The sequence below is a fragment of the Formivibrio sp. oc-25 genome (assembly GCF_055810895.1).
The window spans coordinates 1-23569 of the sequence record NZ_JBVVOL010000033.1; the positions used below are offsets into that span (position 1 = coordinate 1).

The 23569-nt window shown below is 57.1% G+C and carries 19 protein-coding genes and 1 riboswitch; of the genes, 4 read left to right on the forward strand and 15 right to left on the reverse strand.

What is annotated here, in order from left to right; genetic code table 11:
• Window positions 1-283: 283 nt before the first annotated feature.
• The 15 genes from AC0KVQ_RS14510 to bglB all read right to left on the reverse strand — a co-directional run bounded on the left by AC0KVQ_RS14510 (window position 284) and on the right by bglB (window position 18893).
• Window positions 284-850: a mechanosensitive ion channel domain-containing protein gene (locus AC0KVQ_RS14510; RefSeq protein ID WP_473421891.1), complete on the reverse strand. Its 567-nt coding sequence runs from the start codon at window positions 848-850 to the stop codon at window positions 284-286.
• Window positions 851-886: 36 nt separating this feature from the next.
• Window positions 887-1333 (reverse strand): anaerobic ribonucleoside-triphosphate reductase activating protein, encoded by a 447-nt coding sequence (gene nrdG, locus AC0KVQ_RS14515; RefSeq protein ID WP_473421892.1) that lies wholly within the window; start codon window positions 1331-1333, stop codon window positions 887-889.
• A 15-nt stretch (window positions 1334-1348) separates the two neighbouring features.
• Entirely contained in the window at window positions 1349-3487 is a 2139-nt protein-coding gene (nrdD, locus tag AC0KVQ_RS14520; RefSeq protein ID WP_473421893.1) for an anaerobic ribonucleoside-triphosphate reductase, read from the reverse strand.
• Between the two features lie 365 nt (window positions 3488-3852).
• Window positions 3853-4536, reverse strand: coding sequence for a TerC family protein (locus AC0KVQ_RS14525; RefSeq protein ID WP_473421894.1), 684 nt, complete (start codon window positions 4534-4536; stop codon window positions 3853-3855).
• Between the two features lie 91 nt (window positions 4537-4627).
• Window positions 4628-4729: riboswitch (yybP-ykoY riboswitch) on the reverse strand.
• 206 nt (window positions 4730-4935) lie between these two features.
• A complete protein-coding gene (gene tpiA, locus AC0KVQ_RS14530; protein ID WP_473421895.1) occupies window positions 4936-5697 on the reverse strand; it encodes a triose-phosphate isomerase in 762 nt (253 codons plus the stop codon).
• A gap of 112 nt (window positions 5698-5809) precedes the next feature.
• A complete protein-coding gene (dhaL, locus tag AC0KVQ_RS14535; protein ID WP_473421896.1) occupies window positions 5810-6436 on the reverse strand; it encodes a dihydroxyacetone kinase subunit DhaL in 627 nt (208 codons plus the stop codon).
• 9 nt (window positions 6437-6445) lie between these two features.
• Complete coding sequence (gene dhaK / locus AC0KVQ_RS14540; protein WP_473421897.1) at window positions 6446-7441, reverse strand: dihydroxyacetone kinase subunit DhaK; 996 nt, start codon at window positions 7439-7441, stop codon at window positions 6446-6448.
• The gene (locus AC0KVQ_RS14545; protein WP_473421898.1) at window positions 7441-8526 is read right to left on the reverse strand and encodes a glycerol dehydrogenase; all 1086 of its coding nucleotides are present in this window, start codon (window positions 8524-8526) and stop codon (window positions 7441-7443) included. The genes dhaK and AC0KVQ_RS14545 overlap by 1 nt, the downstream gene beginning before the upstream one ends.
• An 84-nt stretch (window positions 8527-8610) precedes the next feature.
• On the reverse strand, window positions 8611-11025 hold the full coding sequence (locus tag AC0KVQ_RS14550; protein WP_473421899.1) for a glycoside hydrolase family 31 protein: 2415 nt from the start codon (window positions 11023-11025) through the stop codon (window positions 8611-8613).
• A gap of 154 nt (window positions 11026-11179) precedes the next feature.
• Window positions 11180-12487, reverse strand: coding sequence for a TRAP transporter large permease (locus tag AC0KVQ_RS14555; RefSeq protein ID WP_473421900.1), 1308 nt, complete (start codon window positions 12485-12487; stop codon window positions 11180-11182).
• Window positions 12488-12489: 2 nt separating this feature from the next.
• Window positions 12490-13098, reverse strand: a complete 609-nt coding sequence (locus tag AC0KVQ_RS14560) for a TRAP transporter small permease (RefSeq protein ID WP_473421901.1) — start codon at window positions 13096-13098, stop codon at window positions 12490-12492.
• A 54-nt stretch (window positions 13099-13152) separates the two neighbouring features.
• Complete coding sequence (locus tag AC0KVQ_RS14565) at window positions 13153-14124, reverse strand: TRAP transporter substrate-binding protein (RefSeq protein ID WP_473421902.1); 972 nt, start codon at window positions 14122-14124, stop codon at window positions 13153-13155.
• A gap of 331 nt (window positions 14125-14455) precedes the next feature.
• On the reverse strand, window positions 14456-16951 hold the full coding sequence (locus AC0KVQ_RS14570) for a hypothetical protein (protein WP_473421904.1): 2496 nt from the start codon (window positions 16949-16951) through the stop codon (window positions 14456-14458).
• A gap of 14 nt (window positions 16952-16965) precedes the next feature.
• Window positions 16966-17796, reverse strand: a complete 831-nt coding sequence (gene kduI / locus AC0KVQ_RS14575; RefSeq protein WP_473421905.1) for a 5-dehydro-4-deoxy-D-glucuronate isomerase — start codon at window positions 17794-17796, stop codon at window positions 16966-16968.
• A gap of 14 nt (window positions 17797-17810) precedes the next feature.
• Window positions 17811-18893, reverse strand: a complete 1083-nt coding sequence (bglB, locus tag AC0KVQ_RS14580) for a beta-galactosidase BglB (RefSeq protein ID WP_473421906.1) — start codon at window positions 18891-18893, stop codon at window positions 17811-17813.
• 261 nt (window positions 18894-19154) lie between these two features.
• Here bglB and AC0KVQ_RS14585 point away from each other — a divergent pair, with 261 nt between their 5' ends.
• From AC0KVQ_RS14585 to AC0KVQ_RS14600, 4 genes are all read left to right on the forward strand, one after another.
• Window positions 19155-20213 (forward strand): LacI family DNA-binding transcriptional regulator, encoded by a 1059-nt coding sequence (locus AC0KVQ_RS14585; RefSeq protein WP_473421907.1) that lies wholly within the window; start codon window positions 19155-19157, stop codon window positions 20211-20213.
• A gap of 2 nt (window positions 20214-20215) precedes the next feature.
• The gene (locus tag AC0KVQ_RS14590) at window positions 20216-21292 is read left to right on the forward strand and encodes a LacI family DNA-binding transcriptional regulator (protein ID WP_473421908.1); all 1077 of its coding nucleotides are present in this window, start codon (window positions 20216-20218) and stop codon (window positions 21290-21292) included.
• Between the two features lie 291 nt (window positions 21293-21583).
• Window positions 21584-22606 carry a 3-dehydro-L-gulonate 2-dehydrogenase gene (yiaK, locus tag AC0KVQ_RS14595; RefSeq protein WP_473421909.1) on the forward strand — a complete coding sequence of 341 codons (1023 nt, stop codon included), beginning with the start codon at window positions 21584-21586 and terminating at the stop codon, window positions 22604-22606.
• 53 nt (window positions 22607-22659) lie between these two features.
• Complete coding sequence (locus tag AC0KVQ_RS14600) at window positions 22660-23352, forward strand: GntR family transcriptional regulator (RefSeq protein WP_473421910.1); 693 nt, start codon at window positions 22660-22662, stop codon at window positions 23350-23352.
• Window positions 23353-23569 lie beyond the last annotated feature (217 nt).

A 23569-nucleotide genomic window follows, 5' to 3' on the forward strand; every position in this document is an offset into this window, starting at 1 on the left:
TGGGTTGTCGGGATTATCTCAGCCTATGCCAGACCCCGTTTTGATTGGGGTCGTTCCTTTTTCACCACCCTGTTAAACCATAACGTGGCTGCTGTTTGGGGGGCTAGTTGCCTGTAGTAGTTGCCGAGTGCGAGGTTCCCCGTCATTACTATAACTTGGTGTTTTCGTGGAAACTGATTCAGCATGCAGATATGCAAGAGGCCCATTCAGGGCCTCTTTGTTTTTTTGCTGATCGATATCGATTACATGGTCATCGCCGGATTGGGAGGCGTGTCAGGTATTTTCAAATCTGGGGAGATGCATCGATATTTCCAGCCTTCAGTCTGACCATGCGCTGAAAGAACAGGCTGTTGGGTACTTGCAGCAAACAGGGACCGCTTGGCGTGTTTTCCTGCAAGGTGGTGTAAATCAGGTTGATATCGATGACCTGGCCGCCCAGTCCGGGTTTGTCGCCGTTTTCCAGAATTTCGATGTGGTCATGCAGGCGGAATGGGCGGGTGGTGTAAATCAGTACCGAGCAGAAAATATTGGAAAGCACGCTCCATGCAGCAAAGAAGGCAATGGATGCGACCGTGGCAAAGCCGGTGAATGCCGTCCAGATCACGGTGCCGGATACGCCCAGCCGATCCAGAATCAGCAGTAGCGCACCTCCTGCGATCAGGAAGCTGGACAGGCGACTGCTGCCGATGATCAAGTCCAGCGGCAGCTTGCCTTCTCCTCCTACTCGGCGAATGAAGCGGTGCAGCAATGCGCGCAGCAACATGGCAAGCAGAATGATCAGCGCAATCTGCATCCCAATGGTGATGACTTCGAGCCATGGGTGGGCCCAGAGCGGAAGAATGTTTTTCATGTCTTGCATCGCAACCGGAAATAAAGGGGTTTCAGCTTATTTCTGAAGAACAATCAGGCGCTGATTGGCCGAGCCGCGCCAGGGTTCGGTGGTGGGATTATCCTGTTCGAACTTGCCATCGATCACCACATCCACCCAGCGCATGATATCAAGATCCGCGACTTCCTCGTAAAGGTAGCCGGTCCACAGCCAGATATCCTTGTCCGGGTAGCGCTGCTTGAAGGCCTGGCAGAGTTCGAGAATGGCGGGGCGGTTGTGCGGATGCAGGGGGTCGCCGCCACTCAGGCTGAGCCCGTCATGGCTGGCGCAGGCATCCAGCAGTTTTTCCCGGACTTCTGCGGTGAAGGGCTGGCCGCTTTTGCGATCCCAGGTGGAGCGGTTGTAGCAGCCCGGGCAGGCGTGCAGGCATCCGGTTACGAACAGGGTAACCCGGATGCCTTCACCGTTGACCAGATCGCAGGTATAGATTCGATCGTAGTTCATGCTGCCAGGACGCTGCTAGAGGGTGGCCGCGCCGTAATGCTTGACCCGCCGCATCATTTCCTTCTGCTTGCCGGCATTGAACGGACGTGCGTTCGGGCTGCCCAGATAGCCGCACACCCGGCGGGTGACGGAGAGCGATGCGCTATCGTTATTGCCGCACTGCGGGCAGGTATAACCTTCTTCGGAGGCGCGGGTTTCGCCCATGAAACCGCACTTGCCGCACGAATCCACCGGTGTGTTGGTGCCGAAGTAAGGCACGTGTTCCACGGCGTAATCCCAGATCTGTTCCAGCGCCTTCAGGTTGTGGCGCATATTGGGCAGTTCCACGTAGCTGATATGGCCGCCGCTGGCATCCTGGGCAAAGCCGGCCTCGAAGTCGATTTTCTCGAACGGGTTGACCTTGCGAAATACATCCAGGTGGAAAGAGTTGGTGTAGTAGCCCTTGTCGGTGACCTGATCAATTTTGCCAAAACGTTCCTGATCCAATTTGCAGAAACGGTGGCAGAGCGATTCGCTCGGCGTGGAGTACAGCGAAAAGGCAAGCCCGGTTTCTTTCTGCCACTGTTTGGTCGCGGCATTCAGGCGCTTGATCAGGTTGTGCAGGAATTGCTTGCACTCAGCATCATCGTAGGGGTGCTGACCAAACATCAGCAGGCCGACTTCATGCAGACCGATATAGCCGAGCGAGATCGAGGCGCGGCCATTTTTAAAGAGCGACATGATCTCGTCATGCGGGGCAAGCCGGCGGCCAAACGCGCCTTCCGAGTACAAAATCGGGGCAACATTGGCCTTGACGCCTTCCAGGCGATGGATGCGGCACATCAGCGCCTTGAAGCACATCTGCAGGCGTGCTTCGAACAGCTCATCAAAGCGGGCCAGATCCCCACGCGATTCGATCGCGATACGCGGCAGGTTCAGGCTGACCACGCCAAGGTTGTTGCGCCCATCCAGCACTTCCTTGCCGTTTTCATCGCGCCATGCCGACAGGAAACTGCGGCAGCCCATTGGCGATACCGGAATGCTTGAACCGGTAATTTGGCGGTTGAGCTTGGTGGAGATGATGTCCGGGTACATGCGCTTGGACGTGCATTCCAGCGCCAGTTGCTTGATGTCGTAATTCGGATCCTGCGGACGCAGGTTGATGCCTTCTTCCAGGAACATCACCAGCTTGGGGAAAACCGGCGTAATACCATCACGGCCCAGACCCTTGATGCGGATCTGCAGGATGGCACGCTGAATGGCGCGTTCCTGCCAGCTCGTTCCCATGCCGAACGAGAAGGTCACAAATGGCTGCTGACCATTCGAGCTGAACAGCGTGTTGATTTCGTATTCGCACGCCTGCATGCCATCGTAGGTTTCTTTTTCGGTACGTTCGCGCGCGTATTTTTCCGCCTCGGCGATGCCGTATTCGCGGGCAACCTCAAGGTTCTTTTCATAGGTTTTCTGCACGAACGGCGCGAGCGTCTGATCGATATTCGGGATGGTCGTACCGCCATATTGATGGCTGGCTACCTGCGCGATGATCTGTGAAGTCACGGCGCAGGCCACGCCAATCGAGCGCGGGCTTTCGATCTTGGCATTGCCCAGGCGGAAACCCTTGTCGAGCATGCCTTTCAGGTCAACCAGGCAGCAGTTGGTAAACGGCAGGAAAGGCGAGTAATCCATATCATGGAAATGGATGTCACCGCTGTTGTGCGCCTCCAGGATATCCTTGGGCAGGAAGTTGCTGGCGAACTGCTTGGAGACGATACCGGCCATCAGGTCGCGCATGACCGGGAAGACATTGGCATCCTTGTTGGCATTCTCCGTGGTAGCTTCGACATCGGTCTTGTGCACCAGACCCATCAGCTTGGCATGCAGGGCCGAGCCGCGGGTACGGATCACATCGCGATCATGGCGGTATTCAATATAGATCCGGGCGACTTCCGGATAATCCTTCATCAAGGCATCTTCAACCATTTCCTGAATGGTCGGGATATCGAGCGTGGCCTGGTCGTGCGTTCGGCATTGCTGTTCAACCTTGAGTGCGATGCTGAGTGCCAGTTCGCTCGGCGCGGGATGGTGGGCGGCACGGGCGGCACGCTCGCACGCCTTGGCAATCTTGGTTCCGTCATACTCCACAACGGCGCCATCGCGCTTGGTGACTTTCAGCATCGTGATCTCCTGTTGACCGGCTCGAGGCAGTGGCTGCCGGTTTTTTTACAAAACGAAAGGTGCCCATTGCGCAGGCACCTTCCGAGGTTATGGCTGGCTAATGTAGAGGATTCGTTTCTGCTTGTGGGTGCAATTTTTGCATTTTTCGATACGAAAATTTGCTTTGGATCAAAGGATGTTTTTTTGCTGCAAATCACATCATGTTGTGTTCGTGTTGTCTAGTATATCAATATGTTGTGTTTGTGGGGCGTGCCACTTTGGCAGGCAATGTGCCGATATCGGGTGTGTAAAAAAGAAAATGCCGCGCATGCGCAAGGCATGTGCGGCACTTCAGGAAGCTTGGCGTCGCTGGTAATGGCTGATGTTTATGCGTTGGCGGTACGGATGCGCATATAGTGGCCGCCACCCAGAACGATGCCGAATGACATGACGTAGGCGATCACGATGAGCGCGGGGTGTGCTGCCACCAGCGGTTTGAGCAGGTTTTCGCTGGTGATCATTTTGGCTGCGGTATAGGCCAAAACACCAGAGCCGATATAGATGATGGCCGGATAGCGCTCGACCAGTTTCAGCACCAGCGTACTGCCCCAGACGACAACAGGAATGCTGATCAGCAGTCCGAGTACCACCAGCAGGAAGTTGCCGTGCGCAGCGCCGGCCACGCCGAGAACATTGTCCAGGCCCATGACTGCATCCGCAATCACAATGGTCTTGATGGCATCCCAGAACGTGCTGCCACCTTTATGCTCGGATTCACCATCTTCATTTTCAGCCAGCAATTTATAGGCAATCCAGACCAGCGCCAGACCCCCTGCGAGCATCAGCCCCGGGATTTTCAGCAGCCAGACAACAATGATGGTCATCAGTGAGCGTACGGCAATGGCACCAAACGTACCCCAGACAATGGCTTTTTTCTGCAGATGGGCTGGCAGGTTGCGTGCGGCCAGTGCGATAACGATGGCGTTGTCGCCAGCGAGTACCAGATCAATAACAACAATCGAGAGAAGCGCGGAGAGAAAATGCATGCTGAAGATGGAAGCTATATCCATGACAATGTCCTTTGGCAATTGTTAACCTCAGGCGCAGGATATGGGACGCAAGACAATTGCCCCGGGGATCCGGCACGGCAAAGGTCTTGCTAAGGCATTGGCAATGCCCGATATAGCCGGGAAATGAATTTCCGTATTGACGACTACATCTCGATCTTGAGAAGACCGAAAGCTACTCCCCTTTGGAGGGTGTTCAACTGAACGTGGTGATACTAAAAAACAAAATGAACGAAGTCAATTATAGACAGGATGTGAAAATGTAACGAATTCCTGCCTGAAAACGAATTGCCTGATTTTAATAAAACCAGGCAATTTCATGCATGAAGGCAATGATGCGATTTTGAATCGCTATTACGACTAATTCTTAATGATCAGAATGTCGAATATCTGTCAGAATATTTACGCGGCCAATACGGCGCGGTAAATCGCGACAAACTCTTCTGCTTTCAATGATGCGGACCCGATCAATCCTCCGTCGACATTGGCGATGGTGGAAATGCTGGCGGCATTGCTGCCGTTCATACTGCCGCCGTACAGGATGGGCGTATCCTCACCGGCCTGTGCATGCTTGGCGACCAGATATTTGCGCAGGAAGCCATGAACCTCTTCGATCATTTCCGGCGTGGCAGAAACACCGGTGCCGATGGCCCAGCGCGGCTCATACGCCAGAATCAGCTTGTCGCGACCAAGCGTGATCAGGTCGAAGGTCGCATCCAGCTGGTGCAGGAGCACCGTCCAGGTTTCCCCTGCCTCGCGTTCTTCGCGGGTTTCGCCGATGCAGAAAACCGGCGTCATTCCGGCATCCAGCACGGCCCGAATCTTTTGTGCGATCAGCGCATCATTCTCGGCGTGGTAGCCACGGCGCTCCGAATGTCCGAGCAGAACGTATTGCGTGCCGAAATCCTTGAGCATGCCGCACGCCACATCGCCGGTATAGGCACCGGATTTGTGCTGTGAGGCATCCTGTGCCGCCAAGCCAATGTCACTGCCTGCGAGCAGTTCACTCACTTGTGCCAGATAAGGGTAGGGTGGTGTAACCACCATCGAAACCGCTGCATCGAGCTGCGGCAATTCAGCACGAAGTGCACTGACAAGCGCTGCGTTAGCCTGCAGCGAGCCATTCATTTTCCAGTTGCCGATAACGAATTTGGGGGCAGCCACGGTCTCTCCTTCCGGTTTTTGCGTTGTTGTGAATGATCGGGATGCGCGAGGGAATGTCGCGGTGATACCCATGGCCCGTACCGGATGAGCAGTACGGGCCAACAGGGGTGTTTTAGCAGGCCAGGAGCCTGGTGGCAATCACGCCAATTGCTGTTGCACCGGCATCGGGGAAATTCACACTGCGTTCGCCCACATAGCTTGCGCGGCCTTTGCTGGCGCTGATCAGCTTGGTTTTTTCCGCACCGTCCACTGCGGCTTGCGCGGCAGCCTGGAATGCCGGCAACAAGGCAGACTGGCTGGCTGCGCTGGCCTTGATCGATTCCACCAGCGGAATCAGGGCATCGAGCAGGGTTTTGTCTCCCAGCTTGGCGCCACCGCGCTTCTGGATGGCATCGATGGCCGATTGCAGCATCTCGGCCAGCTCGGTCAGGTTCAGCTCGGATTTATCCTGGGCATATTTGCCCATGCCACGGAAGGCCGAACCCCAGATCGGGCCGGAAGCGCCGCCGCAGTGTTCGGTGATGATCATGCCGCAGGATTTGAGGAAGGCACCGATATCGTCGGTTTCCAGATCATTCCATTCGGCCTTGACCTGCTTGAAGCCCTTGGCCAGCGACATGCCGAAGTCACCATCACCGGCCACGGAATCCAGCTCGCAGAACGGGACTTCATTTTCGATGATGATGTCGCACATGGCGGCAACGGTGTTGATAACGTTTTCTTTACGGATGGTGCTCATGCGTGTTCCTTATACTTTCAGTGCCGGTGTATCGGCCGGGGCATCCAGCAATGCCTTGAGTTCGTCGTCCAGCTTCAAGAGCGTGACCGAGGCGCCGGCCATATCAATCGAAGTCATGTAATTGCCGACAAAGGTACGGTAGATCTTCAGCTCGCGCGCTTCCAGTTCCTGGGTCACCGAGTTGTTGAGCAGATACAGTTCCTGCAGCGGCGTGTTGCCCAAGCCGTTGACCATCAAGGCCACTTCATTCCCCGCCACGTATGGAAGATCTGCGGCAATTGCTTCGACCATACGGTAGGCCAGTTCGCTAGCACTTTGCATCTTTTCGCGGGCAATGCCCGGCTCACCGTGGATGCCGACACCGAATTCGATTTCGTCATCGGCGATCTTGAAGGTCGGCGAGCCCTTGGCAGGTACGGTGCAGGAGGTGAAGGCAAAACCGAGGCTGCGCACATTGGCGATGACCTTCTCGGCCACCGCCTTCACGCCTGCCAGATCACGGCCTTCCTCGGCGGCAGCACCGGCGATCTTGTGCACAAAGATCGTACCGGCTACGCCACGGCGGCCAACGGTATAGAGGCTATCCTTCACCGCCACGTCATCGTTGACGTAGACGCGCGCTACCTTGATGTCGTCGTCTTCCTCGGCCATCTCGGCAGCGGCATCGAAGTTCATGCAATCGCCGGAATAGTTCTTGATGATCAGGAGCGTGCCCTTGTCCGACTCGGTCTGCAGGATGCTGTTGTAGACCTGGATGGTCGAAGGCGAGGCAAAGATATCGCCACACACGGCGGCATCGAGCATGCCCTTGCCGACAAAGCCGCCATGCGCCGGTTCGTGGCCGCTGCCACCGCCAGAGATCAGGCTGACCTTGTTCTTGTTGAGCTGCTTGCGGCTCAGGATCTTGTGCTTGGCATTAAAGGCCAGATGCTCGGGATGAGCCTTGACCATGCCTTCGCACATTTCGACAACGATATCTTCGACCTTGTTGATCAGTTTTTTCATCAATGGGCTCCCAGCTTGTCAGCGGCAAGGATGGCGGCACAAACCATGTCGGCGGTGACCGGGAATGGCATGTTGTGGATGGTTTCACCTTCGGCAGTCGCGCCGATGGCAACCTTCATGATCTTCTCGGGCGTCACTTCGGTCACGCTCAGATCGGCCAGGCAGGTCGGCAGGCCAACGGATTGGCAATACTTGATGGTGCGATCGAGTTCTTCCTGCGGGGCATTTTCCAATACGAGCTGGACGATAACGCCGAAAGCCACTTTTTCGCCGTGGAAGAACTTGTGGGTTTCTTCCAGCACGGTCAGGCCGTTGTGGATCGAATGGCACGCAGCCAGGCCGGAACTCTCGAACCCGAGGCCCGAGAGCAGGATATTGGCTTCGATGATGTTTTCGAGTGCCTGGGTGACCACGCCGGCTTCGCAGGCGGCCTTGGCCTTGAGCGAATCTTCGAACAGGGTTTCATAGCAAAGCTTGGCGATCGCATTGGCCGCCATGGTGCTGTGGCCGTGCGAGGCGTTCTTGGCGAACGATTTGGCGCAGGCACGGGCTTCAACCCAGGTCGAAAGCGCATCGCCCATGCCGGCTACCAGGAAGCGTACCGGCGCCTTGGCAATGATGGCGGTATCGACAAGAACCAGATTGGGGTTGTTGCGGAAGAAGAAATATTCTTCGAATTCACCGTGTTCGGTGTAGATCACGGCCAGTGCACTGCACGGTGCATCGGTCGAGGCGATGGTCGGCACAATGATCACCGGCTTGTTGGCCAGATGCGCGACAGCCTTGGCGGTATCGAGCGATTTGCCGCCCCCCAGGCCGATGATGACATCGGCACTTTGTTCATCGGCCAATGCCTTGATGCGCTTGATTTCTGCCCAGCTGCATTCCAGGTTGAAACCGGCGGAGGTCAGGGTGAAAGCAGCACGAGATACCGCGGTATCGAGTTGTGCGCGAACGCGACCTTCGTCATCGGTTGAGGAGACCAGCAGGGCTTTGCTGCCGAACGCGGCAACGTATTCACCCAGATTGCTCAGTTCGTTTTCGCCCTGAACATACTTGGATGGAGAGATCATGACTTTTTTCATGTGCAGCTACCTCTTCTCGGTTGAGTGATGCCGGCCCGAATCGTTCGGGCCGGTCGGCTTGGTACACCTCGGTTTTTTATTACTTTATGCCAGAGCGATTTTCACTTCGCGCCATTGGCTGCCCAGGCAATCCGACAGGATGCGGGCAGTGCCACAACCCAGTGCACGGGTTTCCTGCAGCGGTAGCAGTAGGGTGATTTCGCGTGCTGCGGGCGGGCAGTTGCCGGCGGCGGTTACCTGGATATCCAGGCTGTCGGTTGCCGCCTTGACCGCGATTTGCCACAGGCCGTACTGCTGCTGGCGGTAGCCTTCGCTGTCGCCATCATCCTCGAAGAATTCATCACTGAACTCTGCAGCGCCTGCGGGCGGGAAGATGGCAAAGGCGCGCTCATCGGCCGGCTGGGCAAAATGCTGCTCGGCGATGTTCAGCGGCAGGATGCTGCTTTCGCGCACCAGCAGCGGCGGGCGATCCCACGGTGCTGCCAGCGTGATGGCTTGGCTGCCTTCAAAACGCATGCCGCTCCAGTAATCCACCCAGTTGCAACCTTGCGGGAGGTAGACGACGCGCTCACGCTGGCCGGGTTCGACCACCGAGGCCACCAGCAGCTTGCCGCCCAGCATCATGTCGTCGTTCTCATCATAGCAACGCGCATCCTGCGGGAAGTCGTAGAACGTCGGACGGATCATCGGCTCATAGTTGGTGTGCGAGCGCCACAGCAGGTCGTAGATGTAGGGGATAAAGCGATAGCGCAGCTTGATCAGATCGCGGATGAACGGCGTGATTTCCGGATACATCCACGGCTCGTTGACACTCTTGTCATCGTTCCAGGAGTGGATCGAGAAGCGCGGCAGGAAGATGCCGTGCTGCACCCAGCGCAGGAACAGTTCCGGTTCCGGTGCCGGGCCGGAGAAGCCGCCGATATCGTGACCAGTGTTGGATACGCCGGACAAGGCCAGGCCCATGGCCATCTTCACGTTGTAGCGCAGGGTTTCCCAGCTGGTGTAGTTGTCGCCGGACCAGGTCTGCACATAGCGCTGCATGCCCGCAGCTCCGGCGCGCGAGATCAGGAACGGGCGCTTGGCCGGTTCATAGGCGCGCTGGGCTTCGCTCGATGCCTTGATCATCAAGAGCGTATGCAGCGGCTTGGCTTCTGCGGCACGGAAGGGCTTGCCGAAACCATGCACCAGCGGCTTTTCGCTCCAGATTTCAAATTCGTTGTTATCGTTCCAGGTCGAGGCCATGCCGTATTCCAGCAGGGCATCGGTCACGCGTGCTTTCCACCAGTTGAAGGTCTTCGGATTGGTGAAATCGAGGTAGGCGCCGGTCTCATCCCAGAATTGCACCTGGGTTGGGGTGCCATCTTCATCGTGTACGAACAGGCCCTCAGATTGGGCTTCCTCAAAGCGCGGGTGGTCCTTCAGCAAGCAAGGCTTGATGTTCGGGCACAGCTTCACGCCATGATCGAGGTAGTGGTGCACGAACGCCTTCGGATCCGGGAATTTGTCGCGGTTCCAGTTGAAGACGTAGCGTTTCGGGCCGATCGAGGTGTAGCCAGACGACAGGTGGAACGAATCGCACAGGATGTCGTGCTTCTTGCAGCCATCGAGAAATTCGTTCATGCGCTCCTGGGCGTCGGGCGCATCGGTGTAGGTCATGGTCGAACCGGAATAACCCATGCCCCACTTCGGCGTGAACGCAGGGCGGCCGGTCAGCCAGGTATAGCGGCGGGTCACGTCGGCCGGAGTGTTGCCAGCGATGAAGTAGTAATCGAGATCGCCATGGTCAGCCACGAAGTAGCGATAGTGACCATGGTAGTTGTCGAGCTCCTTGCCCATGTTGAAGGTGCAATCGGCCAGCGTGTCGTAGAACAGACCGAAGGTCACCTTGCCGGTCTTCTTGTAGGTCAGGTAGAACGGGATGTGCTTGTACAGCGGATCGGTAGTCCGTGCGTTGTAGCCCATCGGGTCGACGTTGCACATGCGATAGCTCTGGCCCATGCGGTTGGCTTCGCCAGCACGCTCGCCCAGGCCGAAATACATTTCGTCGGCTTCACGCTTGAGGTAGTGATAGACCTTGCTATCCCACCAACCAAAGTTGTAGCTCTGGGTGTAGCGGTCGCTGGCGGCTTTTTGCCAGACGCCATCAACCAGTGTTTCCCAATGGCAATAGAAACCGGTGAGCTGGATAGTCAGGCGGATGCTCTCGGTGCTCAGGCACAGGGTCTCAGCAGTTTGTTCCAGCTTGAATTGCGGCAGCGCAAAGCCGGAAAGATCAAAACGGTCACGGCCGTCATAGGCAATATCTTCGGCACCGGGGGCAATGGCCCAGGTGCGCGGGAAACGCAGCTCGCCCAGGGGTAGCAGCATGACGCGCACCATGTCCTGCTCCAGGACAAAGATATGCGCGACATGACCTTCTGCGCTGGTCAGGGTCAGCTTGTTACCTGCGTTTTCCGCGAGGGTGAAAACCGGGTTATTCGACATCGTTGGCTTTAACATTTTCAGTTCTCCAAGGCAAAACGTTCCCCTCAGTTCCGTTTGGCCTGATTCAATAAGGGATTTGCCTTGCTATCCCGAGGACCGAGAGGAGGATCAGTCCTCGGGACAGTGGCAAAAAATATTAGGAATTAAAATAGATTATTAAAACGGGAAATTAGCCCACCTTGCCGAGCACCACTTCCGGCAACCAGAGTGACAACGCCGGAATGTAGGTGACCAGGAAGAGGCCGATGATTTCCAGTACGAACATCGGTAGTAGCGGCTTGGTAAGCAAGCTCAGTGATACATTGGCAACCCGCGCCGAGATGAACAAGGTGCTACCTACCGGCGGGGTGGCAACCCCGATGCACAGGTTGTAGGTAATGATGATGCCGAAGTGAACGGGTGAAATACCCAGCTTCATGGCCACAGGCAGGAAGATCGGTGTAAAGATCAACAGGCCCGGGGTGATGTCCAGGAACGTGCCGAGCAGCAGCAGCGCCACGTTGAACAACATCATCAACACATATGGATTGCTGGAGAAGTTGATGATGGCATCGGCCAGCATCTTTGCCGAGCCGGTGCTGGCCAATAGCCAGGACATGGTCATCGATACGCCAACCATCAGCATCACCACGGCGGTGCCGACAGCAGCATCCAGCGTGCTCTTGGCGAGCGACTTCCAGCTCAGGCTTTTATAGACGAATTTGCCAAGAACAAAGGTATAAAGCGCGGCCACGCCGGCGGCCTCGGTGGCCGTGAAGATGCCGCCGATGATGCCGCCCATGATGATGATGATCAGCAGCAGGGATGGGAGCGCACGCAGGGTGATCTTGACGGCTTCGGCTGCTGTATAGTGGTAAACCTCTTGTGGCAGGTCGCCCTTGCGTGCTTTCCATGCGATCCAGACCATGACCGCCGCGGCCATGATGATGCCGGGGATATAACCAGCGACGAACAATACGTCGACCGGGGTGCCGCCGGAAATCAGCGAATAGACGATCAGGGCACCGGATGGCGGAATCAGCAGGCCGCACGGCGAGGATGCCACATTGACTGCGGCGCAGAATGGCATGTTATAGCCAGCCTTGCGTTGCAGCGGCGACATCGATGAACCGACCGCGGCACAACTAGCCGATGCGGAACCGGAAATCGCGCCGAACAGGGCATTGGCTACGCAGGTGATATGCGCCATGGAGCCTGGTAACCAGCCTACGACGACCTTGGCTAAGTCCACGAGCCGAAGTGCAATGCCGCCCGTATTCATCATGGCGCCTGCCAAAATAAATAGCGGAATCGCAACCAGTGTAAAGCTATCCAAGCTGGCGGTCATACGCTGGGCGGAAACCACGAATGCGGTGGTCATGTCGGGCGTGACGTTGAACAGCGCCAGCAAGGTGGCAATGCCGATACAGAAGCTGACTGGCACGCCATAGAACAGCAGCACGGTAAACGCGATGCCGAGGATAGTAAGTTCAAACATGGTTATTTCCCCTTGGCGCTGTCGATTTCAGTCGTATCGATTTCAGCTTTGTACAAGGCCTCGTTTTCATGCGCCAGTTTGCGTTCTTCTTCTGCCAAATGATCCAGCGCGACCTGAACTTCATCGACGGTCTGGAAGTTCGACGGCTTCAGCAAAATCAGGATCTGGTAGAACACGGCCAATGCACCACTAATTGGAATGCAGAGGTAGACATAGCCCATGGGCAGGGCCAAAGTGGCGGAAAGTTGCTCATATTGGAACGTGCGCATCACCAGCTTGCCACCACCATAAAACATGACGGTCGACGCGAAGAGCAGCACGATAAGCGCGACCGAGCGCATGTGGGCCTGCAGTTTCTCGCCCTGCAGCTTTTCGGGCAGCATGGTGTAGGCCATATGCTCCAGGCGGCCGCAAGCGTAGGCGGTACCGAGCAGACTGAGCCAAATGATTGCGAAACGTGAGGCTTCTTCAGAAAAGATTGCCGGATCGTTCATTACGTAACGGGTGAAAACCCCGATGATCACGCAGGAAAATAGCGTGAAGAACAGTAGAACCAGCGCAGTTTCCAGTAGCCGGTCAACCACTCGCTTCAAACCAAACAGGAAATTCATTGCGATACCTCGAATGGCTGCCCGACTTGCGGGCAGCCTTTGGTCCAGACAGGATTACTTCACTGCGGCGATCTGGTCGAGCAGTTTGGCGATGTTCGCGTTCTTGCGTTCTTCATCGATCATCGGCTTGGCCTTGGCAATGAAGGCCTGCTTGTTCGGCTTAACAAACTTCACACCGAGTTTTTCAGCCTTGGCAGCCTCGGTCTTTTCAAAGTCCGCCCAGAGTTGCTTTTGCAGCTTGTAGGAATCCATTGCGGCCTGCTTGATGATGTCCTGCTGCGGCTTTTTCAGGGAATCCCAGCGCGCGGCAGAAATGATCAGCACGTCCGGAACCATCTGGTGTTCGGTCATGGAGTAGAACTTGGCCACTTCGCCGTGACGACCATTGGTCAGCGCCGTTACGTTGTTTTCCGCACCGTCAACCACGCCCATTTGCAAGGCGGAATACACTTCGCCATAGGGCATCGGGGTAGGTGTGGCACCCAGGGTCTGGATCATCTTGATGGTGGTCGGGCTTTGCTGTACACGGATCTTCACGCCTTTCAGGTCGTCCGGCGTGTTGATGGCCTTCTTGGCGTAGAAGCTACGGGCGCCAGAATCATAGTAAGCCAGACCGATGAAGCCGGCCTTCTTGGAGGAAGCGAGAATGGTTTCGCCTACCGAGCCTTCCAGTACCTTGAAGAAGTGATCCTTGTCACGGAATACAAATGGCAGGTTGAAGACCTTGAAATCTGGGGAGAATGTTTCCAGCGGGGAAGCGCTGGCCTTGGTCATATCTACCGCACCGTTCTGCACCTGCTCAAGCGTTTCACGCTCGCCACCCAGCACGCCATTCGGGAAGATCGAGATTTCAACGTCGCCTTTGGAGCGTTCCTTCACCAGGTCAGCAAACTTGACCATGGCCTTGTGAACGGCGTGATCTTCCGGCAGGCTGTGTGCCAAGCGCATTTTTTCTACGGCAAATACGGATGATGTGCCGAATGCAAGAGCCAAGCCTGCCAGCAAACCAAGATGTTTAGCCTTCATTTCTAATCCTCCTGAATTTTGATAAATCAGTATCTGGGCCAGTTGGCCCATCTGTTCCAAAGCACAAGGGTTGTTTGTAGTCCCCGGTTGCTGGGTACGTAAAAATTACCTGTGAAGATTGGGTTCATCAACAATAAATTCTGCAAAAATTCTCATGCATGATGTTTGTTATGTTTTTTTTGCTCCTTTATGTATTTATTACAGATAGTTGCTCGTGTGAAAATATTTTCATTCCATTGATCGGCGGTGGTGCGTACTGATCTATTGAGTGATCCGGCGCTGGGGGTGGTTTCACCTTAGATCAGTACGCAACAGACCGTGCCGTTTTTGTTCAGCACCCCAGCTTGGTTGATGTTCCCTTGATGCTCCAGTCGGCAGGATCCAGCCGGCGCCCTTCTGCTTCGATCACACCATTGGCACGGAACACAATAGTTCCATAAACAGGATCGGCAACGATCAGATCGCCCTCCTGTTCCTGAACCGAGATGGCACCGAAACGTTCCACAAAATCGCCCAGGCCAGCGCCCGTGGCTTGATCGTCGAACCGCACGATCCAGCGGCCTTTGTGCCCTGGCAGGCGGACTTCGCAATGGCGGGTCGGGCCGCTTGTTACCGGCTCGAACGTCTGGCTGCCCAGCACCACGGCCATGGCTTCACCTGAGCGGATGCCGATCTGGCGTTCCTGCAGGCTGACCTCATCGAACTCGTTGAGCGGCAGCCAGGCATGGGTGAAATCCGGCTGATCCGGGTGCGCGTTGAAGTCCACGATGGCCAATGCGCGATATTGGTGGACGCGCGGCAGTGTGCCGCAGCCACCCCAGTAGGATGGGCGGCCATAGCCGAACTGGATGGTTTCGCCCGGATGGTTGATCCACAGTTGTGCTTCGGGCTTGTTGCCCAGACGCAGGTGCAGCGGAGTTTCCTGATAGCCCCACTCATTCCAGCGATACGCAGCGATCGAGCCCATCGCGGCGTGGCGGGTCTTGTAGTGATACAGCTTGGCGATACGGTTGGCGCCCTGGGCGTAGCACCACTCCAGCGCCTTGTCGCCTTGATATAGTGCGATGTCGGCCAGTTCCGCCGGGATGTGCAGGCCGTGATCGCGCAGCAGGATTGCCATCTGTGGCAGGGCATGGAACCGGCCACCATAGCCGCCCACACCCCAGATCAGGCGAGCGATGCCGGACAATTCCAACGTACGTGCGGCACGCAGGGTATGTTCGTACGAGCGCCCCTGCGAGGCGGTCATCACGCCCTGATGTGCCGAGCGCGCAACCAGTTCGATCAGGCGCTGGATGGCGGCGGTGGCACGCTGGCGAATGCTTGCATCAGATGACAAACCGGCCAGCGCGGTCAGACCCTTGAGGTCGATCGGGAAGTACGGCACCGAATTCCATTCGGCCATCTCGCATACTTCGAAATGATCGAGCCAGCTGGCAATGCGTTGGCGACCGACTTCGGCCTGCTCGCGCCCGGAGCGCTGCGAGCGTACAAACGTGGCATCCGGGAACAAGGTGCCGGCCAGATGCGCGGCAGTGTGGAACAGCAGGGCATGGTTTTCCGAGAAATACCATTGCACATCGTTGCCCGGTTCATCCATCCAGTAGCGGAAATTCAGAATCGCCTCATCCAGTCTGGCACGCACCGCCGCGCCGATCTGGTCGCCATAAGCCATGCGGCACCACAGCAGCGGCACCAGCGTGAAATCGGCGCAATCGTGGCAATCGTTCACCGCCTCCAGCGTTTCCGCAATCATCGCATCGGTCTCGGCACTCGCACGGCCACTGGCCAGACGCGCCAGCGCACGCACGCTGCTGCGCTCGCTGTGCTCCGATACCGCAGCCAGCGCTTCCTCGATCCGGGCCGGCAGCGTTGCCGGCGCCTTGCCCTGGCGCTGTTCCGGGTAGATTTCGACGCCGAGTACGCGCGAGATGTGGAAATCACCGCTGCGCAGCGTCAGGTTGAAATGGCGGAAATCGGCGGGAATATCATCCACGCGGGCGATGACCAAGCTGGTCTGGCCTGCCTGCAGACGTGCTTGCAAGGTGATCGATTCGAGCGAGATGAAATCGCCCTTCACGACAGTCGTCACATCCAGATCGGCCGGTGCGGCAAACGGCAGTACGATGGCGATCTCGCCTTCGGTGTAGGCCGGCTGGTCGAACGCGGCATCATCGAGCAGCGCCTCCATTTGGCCCGCGAGTTCCGGCGCAATCGGCACCGGCAGCGCCACACTGGCCGGTACACCGGAGAGATAGTCGAGCTGGAAAAAATAGCGCGCATCGCGCTCGGCCAGATCGTCGAAGTACACGCGGATTTCGTTCAAGCCCTGCTGCAGCGTGACCGTGACTTCGAACGATTCTTCCAGATTGCGCTGGTAGCTGGCGCTCCATAGCACTTCTTCCCCGTTCACCTGCAGGATGGCGCCCCCGCAGGTGGAAATCTTCAGCGTGGCTTCGCCGGCCTGTGCGGCATCCAGCGCGGTCCGGGCCCAGGCGGCAACGCGGGTCGGGCGGAACCAGAAACCGGAAAGGTCGATGCGGCTGGAGCCAAACGGATGCCACCAGCGCACCGGTTCAAACGTGCTGAGCGGCACTGGATGCTGGCCGCGGAAAGCCTGGGCGAATTCGGTACGGCACGGATATTCGTGCGGGATGAAGTTCTTGTGCTTGGTCAGGAAGAAGAATGGGTCCATCTCGCCCTGCATCGGCCGCGGTGCCACGTCATAACGTTCCTCGGTGATGGCGGAAAGCTGCCAATGGCGGATCGCCTGGCCAGGCTGCAAGGCAATCTTGCGGAATTGGGTATCGGTAGCAAAGGTATTCATGGTTGTTCCCGGATTCAGAGAAGATCGGCCATGCTCAGTGGCGACACATCGGTGTATTGCTGGTTTTCACCGGTCATGCCCCAGATGAAGGCATACGGGCCCGAGCCTGCGCCCATGTGGATCGACCAGGATGGCGAAATCACCACTTCCTGATTGGCCACGACCAGATGGCGGGTTTCTTCCGGCGGCCCCATCAGGTGGATGACCCGATCGTCGGGTGCAATATCGAAGTAGAGGTAGGCCTCCATGCGCCGCTCATGCAGGTGCGGCGGCATGGTGTTCCAGGCGCTGCCCGGCTCGACCTCGGTAATGCCCATCATCAACAGGCAGGAAGGTGCGACTTCCGGATGGATGTACATTGCCAGATTGCGCACATTGCTGCGGCGGGTCTCGCCCAGATGCAGCGGCTTGGCCTCATCGCGCCGGATCAGCCGGTGCGGGTGGCTCACGCCAGCCTGAACCGAATTCAGGTAGAAGCGTGCCGGTTGGGCCGGATCGTCGCTGGCGAATTCGATGTTTTGCGCACCCCGGCCGATATACAGCACTTCGCGGTTGGCCAGCACAAAGACCTCGCCATCGACCGTGATCTTGCCGGCGCCGCCGATATTGGCCACGCCCATCTCGCGTGCCGATAACAGATACGGCGTGCCGATGTCGCTGCCATCGCCGATCTGCAGCGGGGTGGCAGCGGGAGAGCAGCCGCCGACGATCATGCGGTCTTCATAGCAATAGACCATGCGGACCTGATCCGACGGGAACAGGTTCGATAGCAGAAAATGCGCGCGCAACTCCGTCGTGTTGTAGCGGGCAATGTCTTGCGGAGCGCCGCAGTGAAGCGATTCCATCCCTGTTCCCCCTGTCAGTCGATCTGGTGTTGCGAGGCTTCCACCAGGCACAGCATGGCCAGCGCCTGGCCGTAGGCGGTCGGCTGGATCGGGATATCTTTGTAGAACTGCAGATCACGGCCCATGCGTGTACCGTAGGACACATTCAGCACGGTGCCGGAAGCATCGATGTTGTTGCGTACGGCTTGCAGCGCGCGCAGACCGGCCTCCTGCCATTCCGGGCGACCCAGCCCCATGCGGGCAGCTTTGAGCAGGCCATAGCCGAAGCCGGCGGTAGCGGAAATTTCCTCATACGAGGTCGGATCGTCGAGCAGGGTATGCCAGGCGCCGCTCGGGGCCTGCATGCGCACCAGCGATTCCACCTGCGATTCGAAGCAGCCGAGGAAGAAATCGCGCAGGCCGCCTTCCAAGCCGGCCAGTTCGATGAATTCCAGGATGCCGGCGGTGATCCAGGCATTGCCGCGCGCCCAGCGTGCACGGGCGAAGTTGTGGCGGCCATTGAAGGCCCAGCCGTGGAACCACAGGCCGGTTTCGGTATCAGTCAGGTAGCGCGCATGCACGAGGAATTGGCGGATCGATTCTTCCACCAGTTCCTGCCGGCCCGAGGCCTTGCCGTAGCTGGCCAGGAACAGCGCCACCATGAAGAGCGTGTCATCCCAGACTTCGTTGTCGTTGACGCCATCGGATACCACGTGCTGGAACGCCATTTCCGGCGTACGCGGCAGCTTGGTCATCACGTCATCGGCCCAGGCATCCAGCACCGGCTGCCAGCGCGGATCACGCGTCTGTGCCCACAGCATCGACAGCGGCAGCATCGGTGCGGTGGTGTTGATGTTGAGCTTGGGCAGACCGGCGGCAATGCGCTTTTCAAACCAGCTTTCCAGCAACTGGCGCAGATCGTCGCGGCCCGTGGCTTGCCACAACTTCACCAGACCAAACAGGCCCACGCCTTGCGGCCACTCCCAGCTATCGAACGAGATGTAATCGCCAGGCGTGCCGTCCAGATTCGGTTCGTTGAAGCGGCCGGTATCCTTGAGCCCGGTAATGCCGTGGATCAGCAGATCGAGTTGTGCCTGCAGAGTGTTTGCTTGAGTCATCGTAGAACGCCTTATCAGTTTAAAAATGCCAGAACCTGTTCATAGTCTTGCTGCGAGGCCTTGATCAGAGCTCATGCGCTGCTCTTCACCCCGCTGAGGACCTCTCGCTAAGACTTTGAACAGGCTCTCAGAACAATCTTGAATTCGTAGCATTCTAGGCATCCGTTACAAAATTGCGCAACACGAAAATAATTTGCGCAAAATGTGTTTGCGGTACAATCAAACTCAGTGAGTACCAGCCCGCCATTTCGGCTTGATGACATGAAAAAAAACACTGCAAAACACACCGCCACGCAGAGTGACGAGACAGGTGATGTAGCCCCGCGTCGCGCACGCCTGGAAGACATTGCCAAACGCTGCGGCGTATCGGTCAGCACGGTTTCCCGCGCATTGTCCGGCGAAAAAGGGGTTAGTCAGGAACTGAGGCAATCGGTGCAGGATGTGGCGCGCGCGCTGCGCTATGCGGTGCCGATCGAGATCGGTGGCAGCAAGGTGGTGCTGGCGACATCGCGTGCGGCGATGGTCGATTATGCCCGCAGCCAGTTCACCTGGTATGTGCTGGAAGGGCTGAAAAAACGTGCCGAGATGATGGGGATCGAAATCGTCATCGAGCCGATTGCCGATGCCGGTATCGCCAGGATCATCGATCTGGAACAGGATGCATCGGTTTCCGGCGTGATTTTCCTGACCGTGGATGACCCGCAGATCCTCGATGCCGCTGCCAGGTTCAGCAAGCCGGTGGTGCTGGTCAACAGCGATGACCCGCTGATGCGGCTATCCAGCGTGCTGCCATGCAACCGCTCGGCTGCACGGCTGGCAACCGATTACCTGCTGCGACAAGGGCATCGCAAGATTGCTTTTCTGATGTGTCCGGGTCGCCGCACTATCGAGCAGCGTCAGGAGGGATGGCGAGAAGCATTCAGTCAGTATGGCTTGCCGGTTCCCGACGCCCTGACCATCGCCGTGAACGACTGGTTGCCGGAACTGGCCGAACAGGCCGTAATGGCGCGCATCCGCGATAACCGGGAGGCGTTTTCCGCCATCCTGTGTGCCGGTGACAGTCTGGCGACCGGCGCCATCCGCGGCCTCATGAATCTGGGCTGCCGTGTGCCGGCCGATTTCTCCATCGTTGGCATGGATGACCTGCCGTTTGCCGAGTACATGGATCCCCCGTTGACCACCATCCATCTGCCGGTCAGCGAAATGGGATCGACTGCACTGGAGTTAATGCAGGAGATGATTTCCGGCAACATTACGCTGCCGCGCCGCATCGAACTGGCTTGTGCGCTGCGGGAACGTCAATCGGTACGGGGAATATAGTCATGACCGGAAAGCTCAAGATCAAGGAAATTGCCAGGCAGACCGGGGTCTCGATCAGCACGGTTTCCCGCGTTCTGGCTGGCAAATCCAATACGAGCACCGAAGCCAAGCAACGCGTGCTGGAATGTGCCCGATTGAACGGCGTGCTGACAGATATGTCGGTGGGGCGCTTGCTGTTCAACAACGTCACTGTTTTTGCACCGCCTCGTGCCTTTGATGTGCGCACTGACATCTTTTACTACAAGGTTTTGCAGGGCATCCGCAGTGCCGTGGCGGATCAGGAAATCCGCATCAGTTATTGCCCGATCGATGAGTATGACAGCGATATTCCATTGTTTCTGAAACGGATCAGCGATCCGTCCTGTGAAACGGCCTTGATCATCGGCATTGATGATCCACGCGTGCATGAGCTGGCCGCTGATATTGGCAAGCCCTGCGTGCTGATCAATAGCATTGACCGTAGCATGCGGCTGGATGGTGTTTTGCCGGATCACCGCCTGATTGGCGATTTCTCGGCAAACTATCTTATCGAGCACGGGCACCGCGATATCCTGACCATTATCTGCCTGCGCCGCCAGACCATGGTTCGTCGGCTGAACGGGATCAAGCAAGCCTTCGCGACCCACAATATGGAGTTCGATGACAGCCGTCACCTGATTTCTACCTCCGGCTTTGGCACGGACGAAGCACGCGAGGCGTTGACGACATTTTTCAAAAACCTGACACGCGATCAATATCCGACGGCAATTCTGGCGGGGGGCGATTTTATTGCCGTTGGTGCCCATGAGGCGTTGATGACTCTGGGGCTGTCGGTGCCGGGTGATATTTCCATCATGAGCATGGATGGATTCAATCTGGCAGAAATCCATGATGTGCCACTTACCGCCGTGCATGTCCCGCGGGATGAGTTGGGGGAGGAGGCGCTGCGCTTGCTGCAGTTGCGGGTGACGCGGCCGGAAGTACCGTTTCGTACCCTGCTTTTGAGCGGCAAGCTGGTGGTGCGCAGTTCCGTCAAACGTGTCAGCAACAAGATCAAGGCAGCAGTCAGCACCAAGAACCATGGCCTGTACGGCAATTGATTGATCTTCCAGTCAAAACTGAACCGATGGCCAATGGCATGCGCAACGGGCATGATCAGGCCGACCAGTAGATGGCCCGGATGGGCCATTTTGTTTCTATAGTGAGTCTTGGTTGTCGGTTCAAAATCGCAGGTCAGCAACAGCTTCCTTCGGACAAAATTATTGTGTAGCGGGTTATTTACGGCTACATAATACTAGTATACTATTGGCCTTGTTTTTAATTGTCTGACAATTTCAGATTGGGATCGGACGATTGTTGGGCGGTATATTTGAAATCAATGGAGCAAACACATGGCACGTATCCCCTTTGAAACCATGCAGGCAGTTGTGGCAGAAGCCTTTATGCGCGCAGGCATGAACGAGCACGATGCCAATATCTGTGCGCGTACGCATACCGAATCCAGTTGCGACGGCGTCTATTCGCATGGCCTGAATCGGGTGGCACGTTTTGTCGACTACGTGAAGCGTGGCTGGGTCAATCTGGATGGCAAGCCTGAGCTGGTGAAGAAGCTGGGTGTGATCGAAATCTACGATGGCCATTGCGGCCCCGGCATCCTGAATGCTTACCACGCCACGGAGCGCGCGATGGCCATGGCGGCAGAGCAGGGAGTTGGTATTGTCGCGCTGCGCAATACCACGCACTGGATGCGCGGTGGTGCGTACGGCTGGCATGCCGCCGACAAAGGCTTTATCACCATCAGCTGGACCAATACTGAATCGTGCATGCCGGCCTGGGGTGGCAAGAATCCGCGTCTGGGCAACAACCCGTTCGTGATGGCCGTACCACGTCAAAAAGGCCATATCGTGCTGGATATGGCGATGTCGCAATATTCCTACGGCAAGCTGCAGGTTACCCGTCTCAAGGGTGAGCAATTGCCATTCCCTGGCGGTTTCGACAAAGATGGCAATCTGACCGCCGAGCCGGGCCCAATCGAGGAATCCATGCGCATCCTGCCGATGGGCTACTGGAAAGGCTCCAGTTTCTCGATCCTGCTCGATACACTGGCTGCTGTGTTGTCCGAAGGGCTGGCAACCAACGACATCGACAAGATCCAGCGTGGCAGTTGCACCGGCTGTTCCCAGATTTTCATCCTGATCGATCCGCGCCAATTGGGCGGGGAAGAGTTCACCAACCATGTTGCCGATGGCGTGGCCGATTATGTGAACTCATCCACACCGGCAGAAGGCAGCCGCGAAGTGCGTTATCCGGGTGAATCGGTGATTCGCACCCGCAAGGATCATCTGGCCAACGGTATCGTGGCCGATGATGGCGTCTGGGCCGAAGTGCTGGCGCTGGCAGGGCGGAGTGCCTGAGCATGAATGGGGCTGTGCGACAACATGAATCTGCAGCGAGCATGGTTAACCCCATGACACTATCGCCGATCGTTCGTACGCCCCTTACTTATCTGCCTGTCAGTCAGCAGATCTATCAGGCGGTGCGCCAGGACATCATTGCCTGCCAGTTGCTGCCGGGGGCAAAGCTGTCGGAAAAGGAACTATCCGAACGTTTTGGCATTTCCCGTCAGCCCGTGCGCGAAGCATTGATCAAGCTGAGCCAGGATGGCTTGATTCAGGTGTTGCCGCAACGGGGCACGTTTGTGCGCCGGATCTCGGCCAAACGCGTGGCAGATGGCCGTTTTATCCGCGAGGCGATCGAGCTTGCCGTGGTTGAAAAGGCCGCTGGCGGGCTGGCCAAACCGGTACTTGAAGCGCTGGAGTGCAATCTGCAGGCGCAGGAAGAGGAAGTGCGCAAGCAAAATCGCGAACGCTTCCTGGTGTTCGATGATGCTTTTCACGACGCACTGGCGCAGGCCATTGATTGCGCCAGTGCCTGGCAAATGCTGCAGCACATCAAGGCCAATATGGATCGGGTGCGCTATCTGAGCTTGGCCAATGAATCGCCGTTATCCGTTCTGCTTATGCAGCACCAGGCGATTTTTCAGGCAATCAAGGCGCAAGATGCGCAAGCCGCCCGCCTGGCCGTACAACATCATCTGAAGGAGTTGAATCTTACCTTCGCATCGATTGCCACGCGCAACAGCGACTGGTTTGAACCCTGACGTTATCCCAGCTTTCTGCAGACGAACCGAATCCTGAACTCAAAATGTACTAGGAGGAGAACATGCAGTTACTTACGTTCGCAAACCGCCTTTTGCGCGGTCTGATGGTAGCCACCATTGGTCTGATGGCGGTGCTGGTCTTCATCAACGTGGTCTTGCGCTACGGGTTCAACTCGAACCTGGGCGTGACCGAAGAAGTCGCCCGCTATCTGTTCGT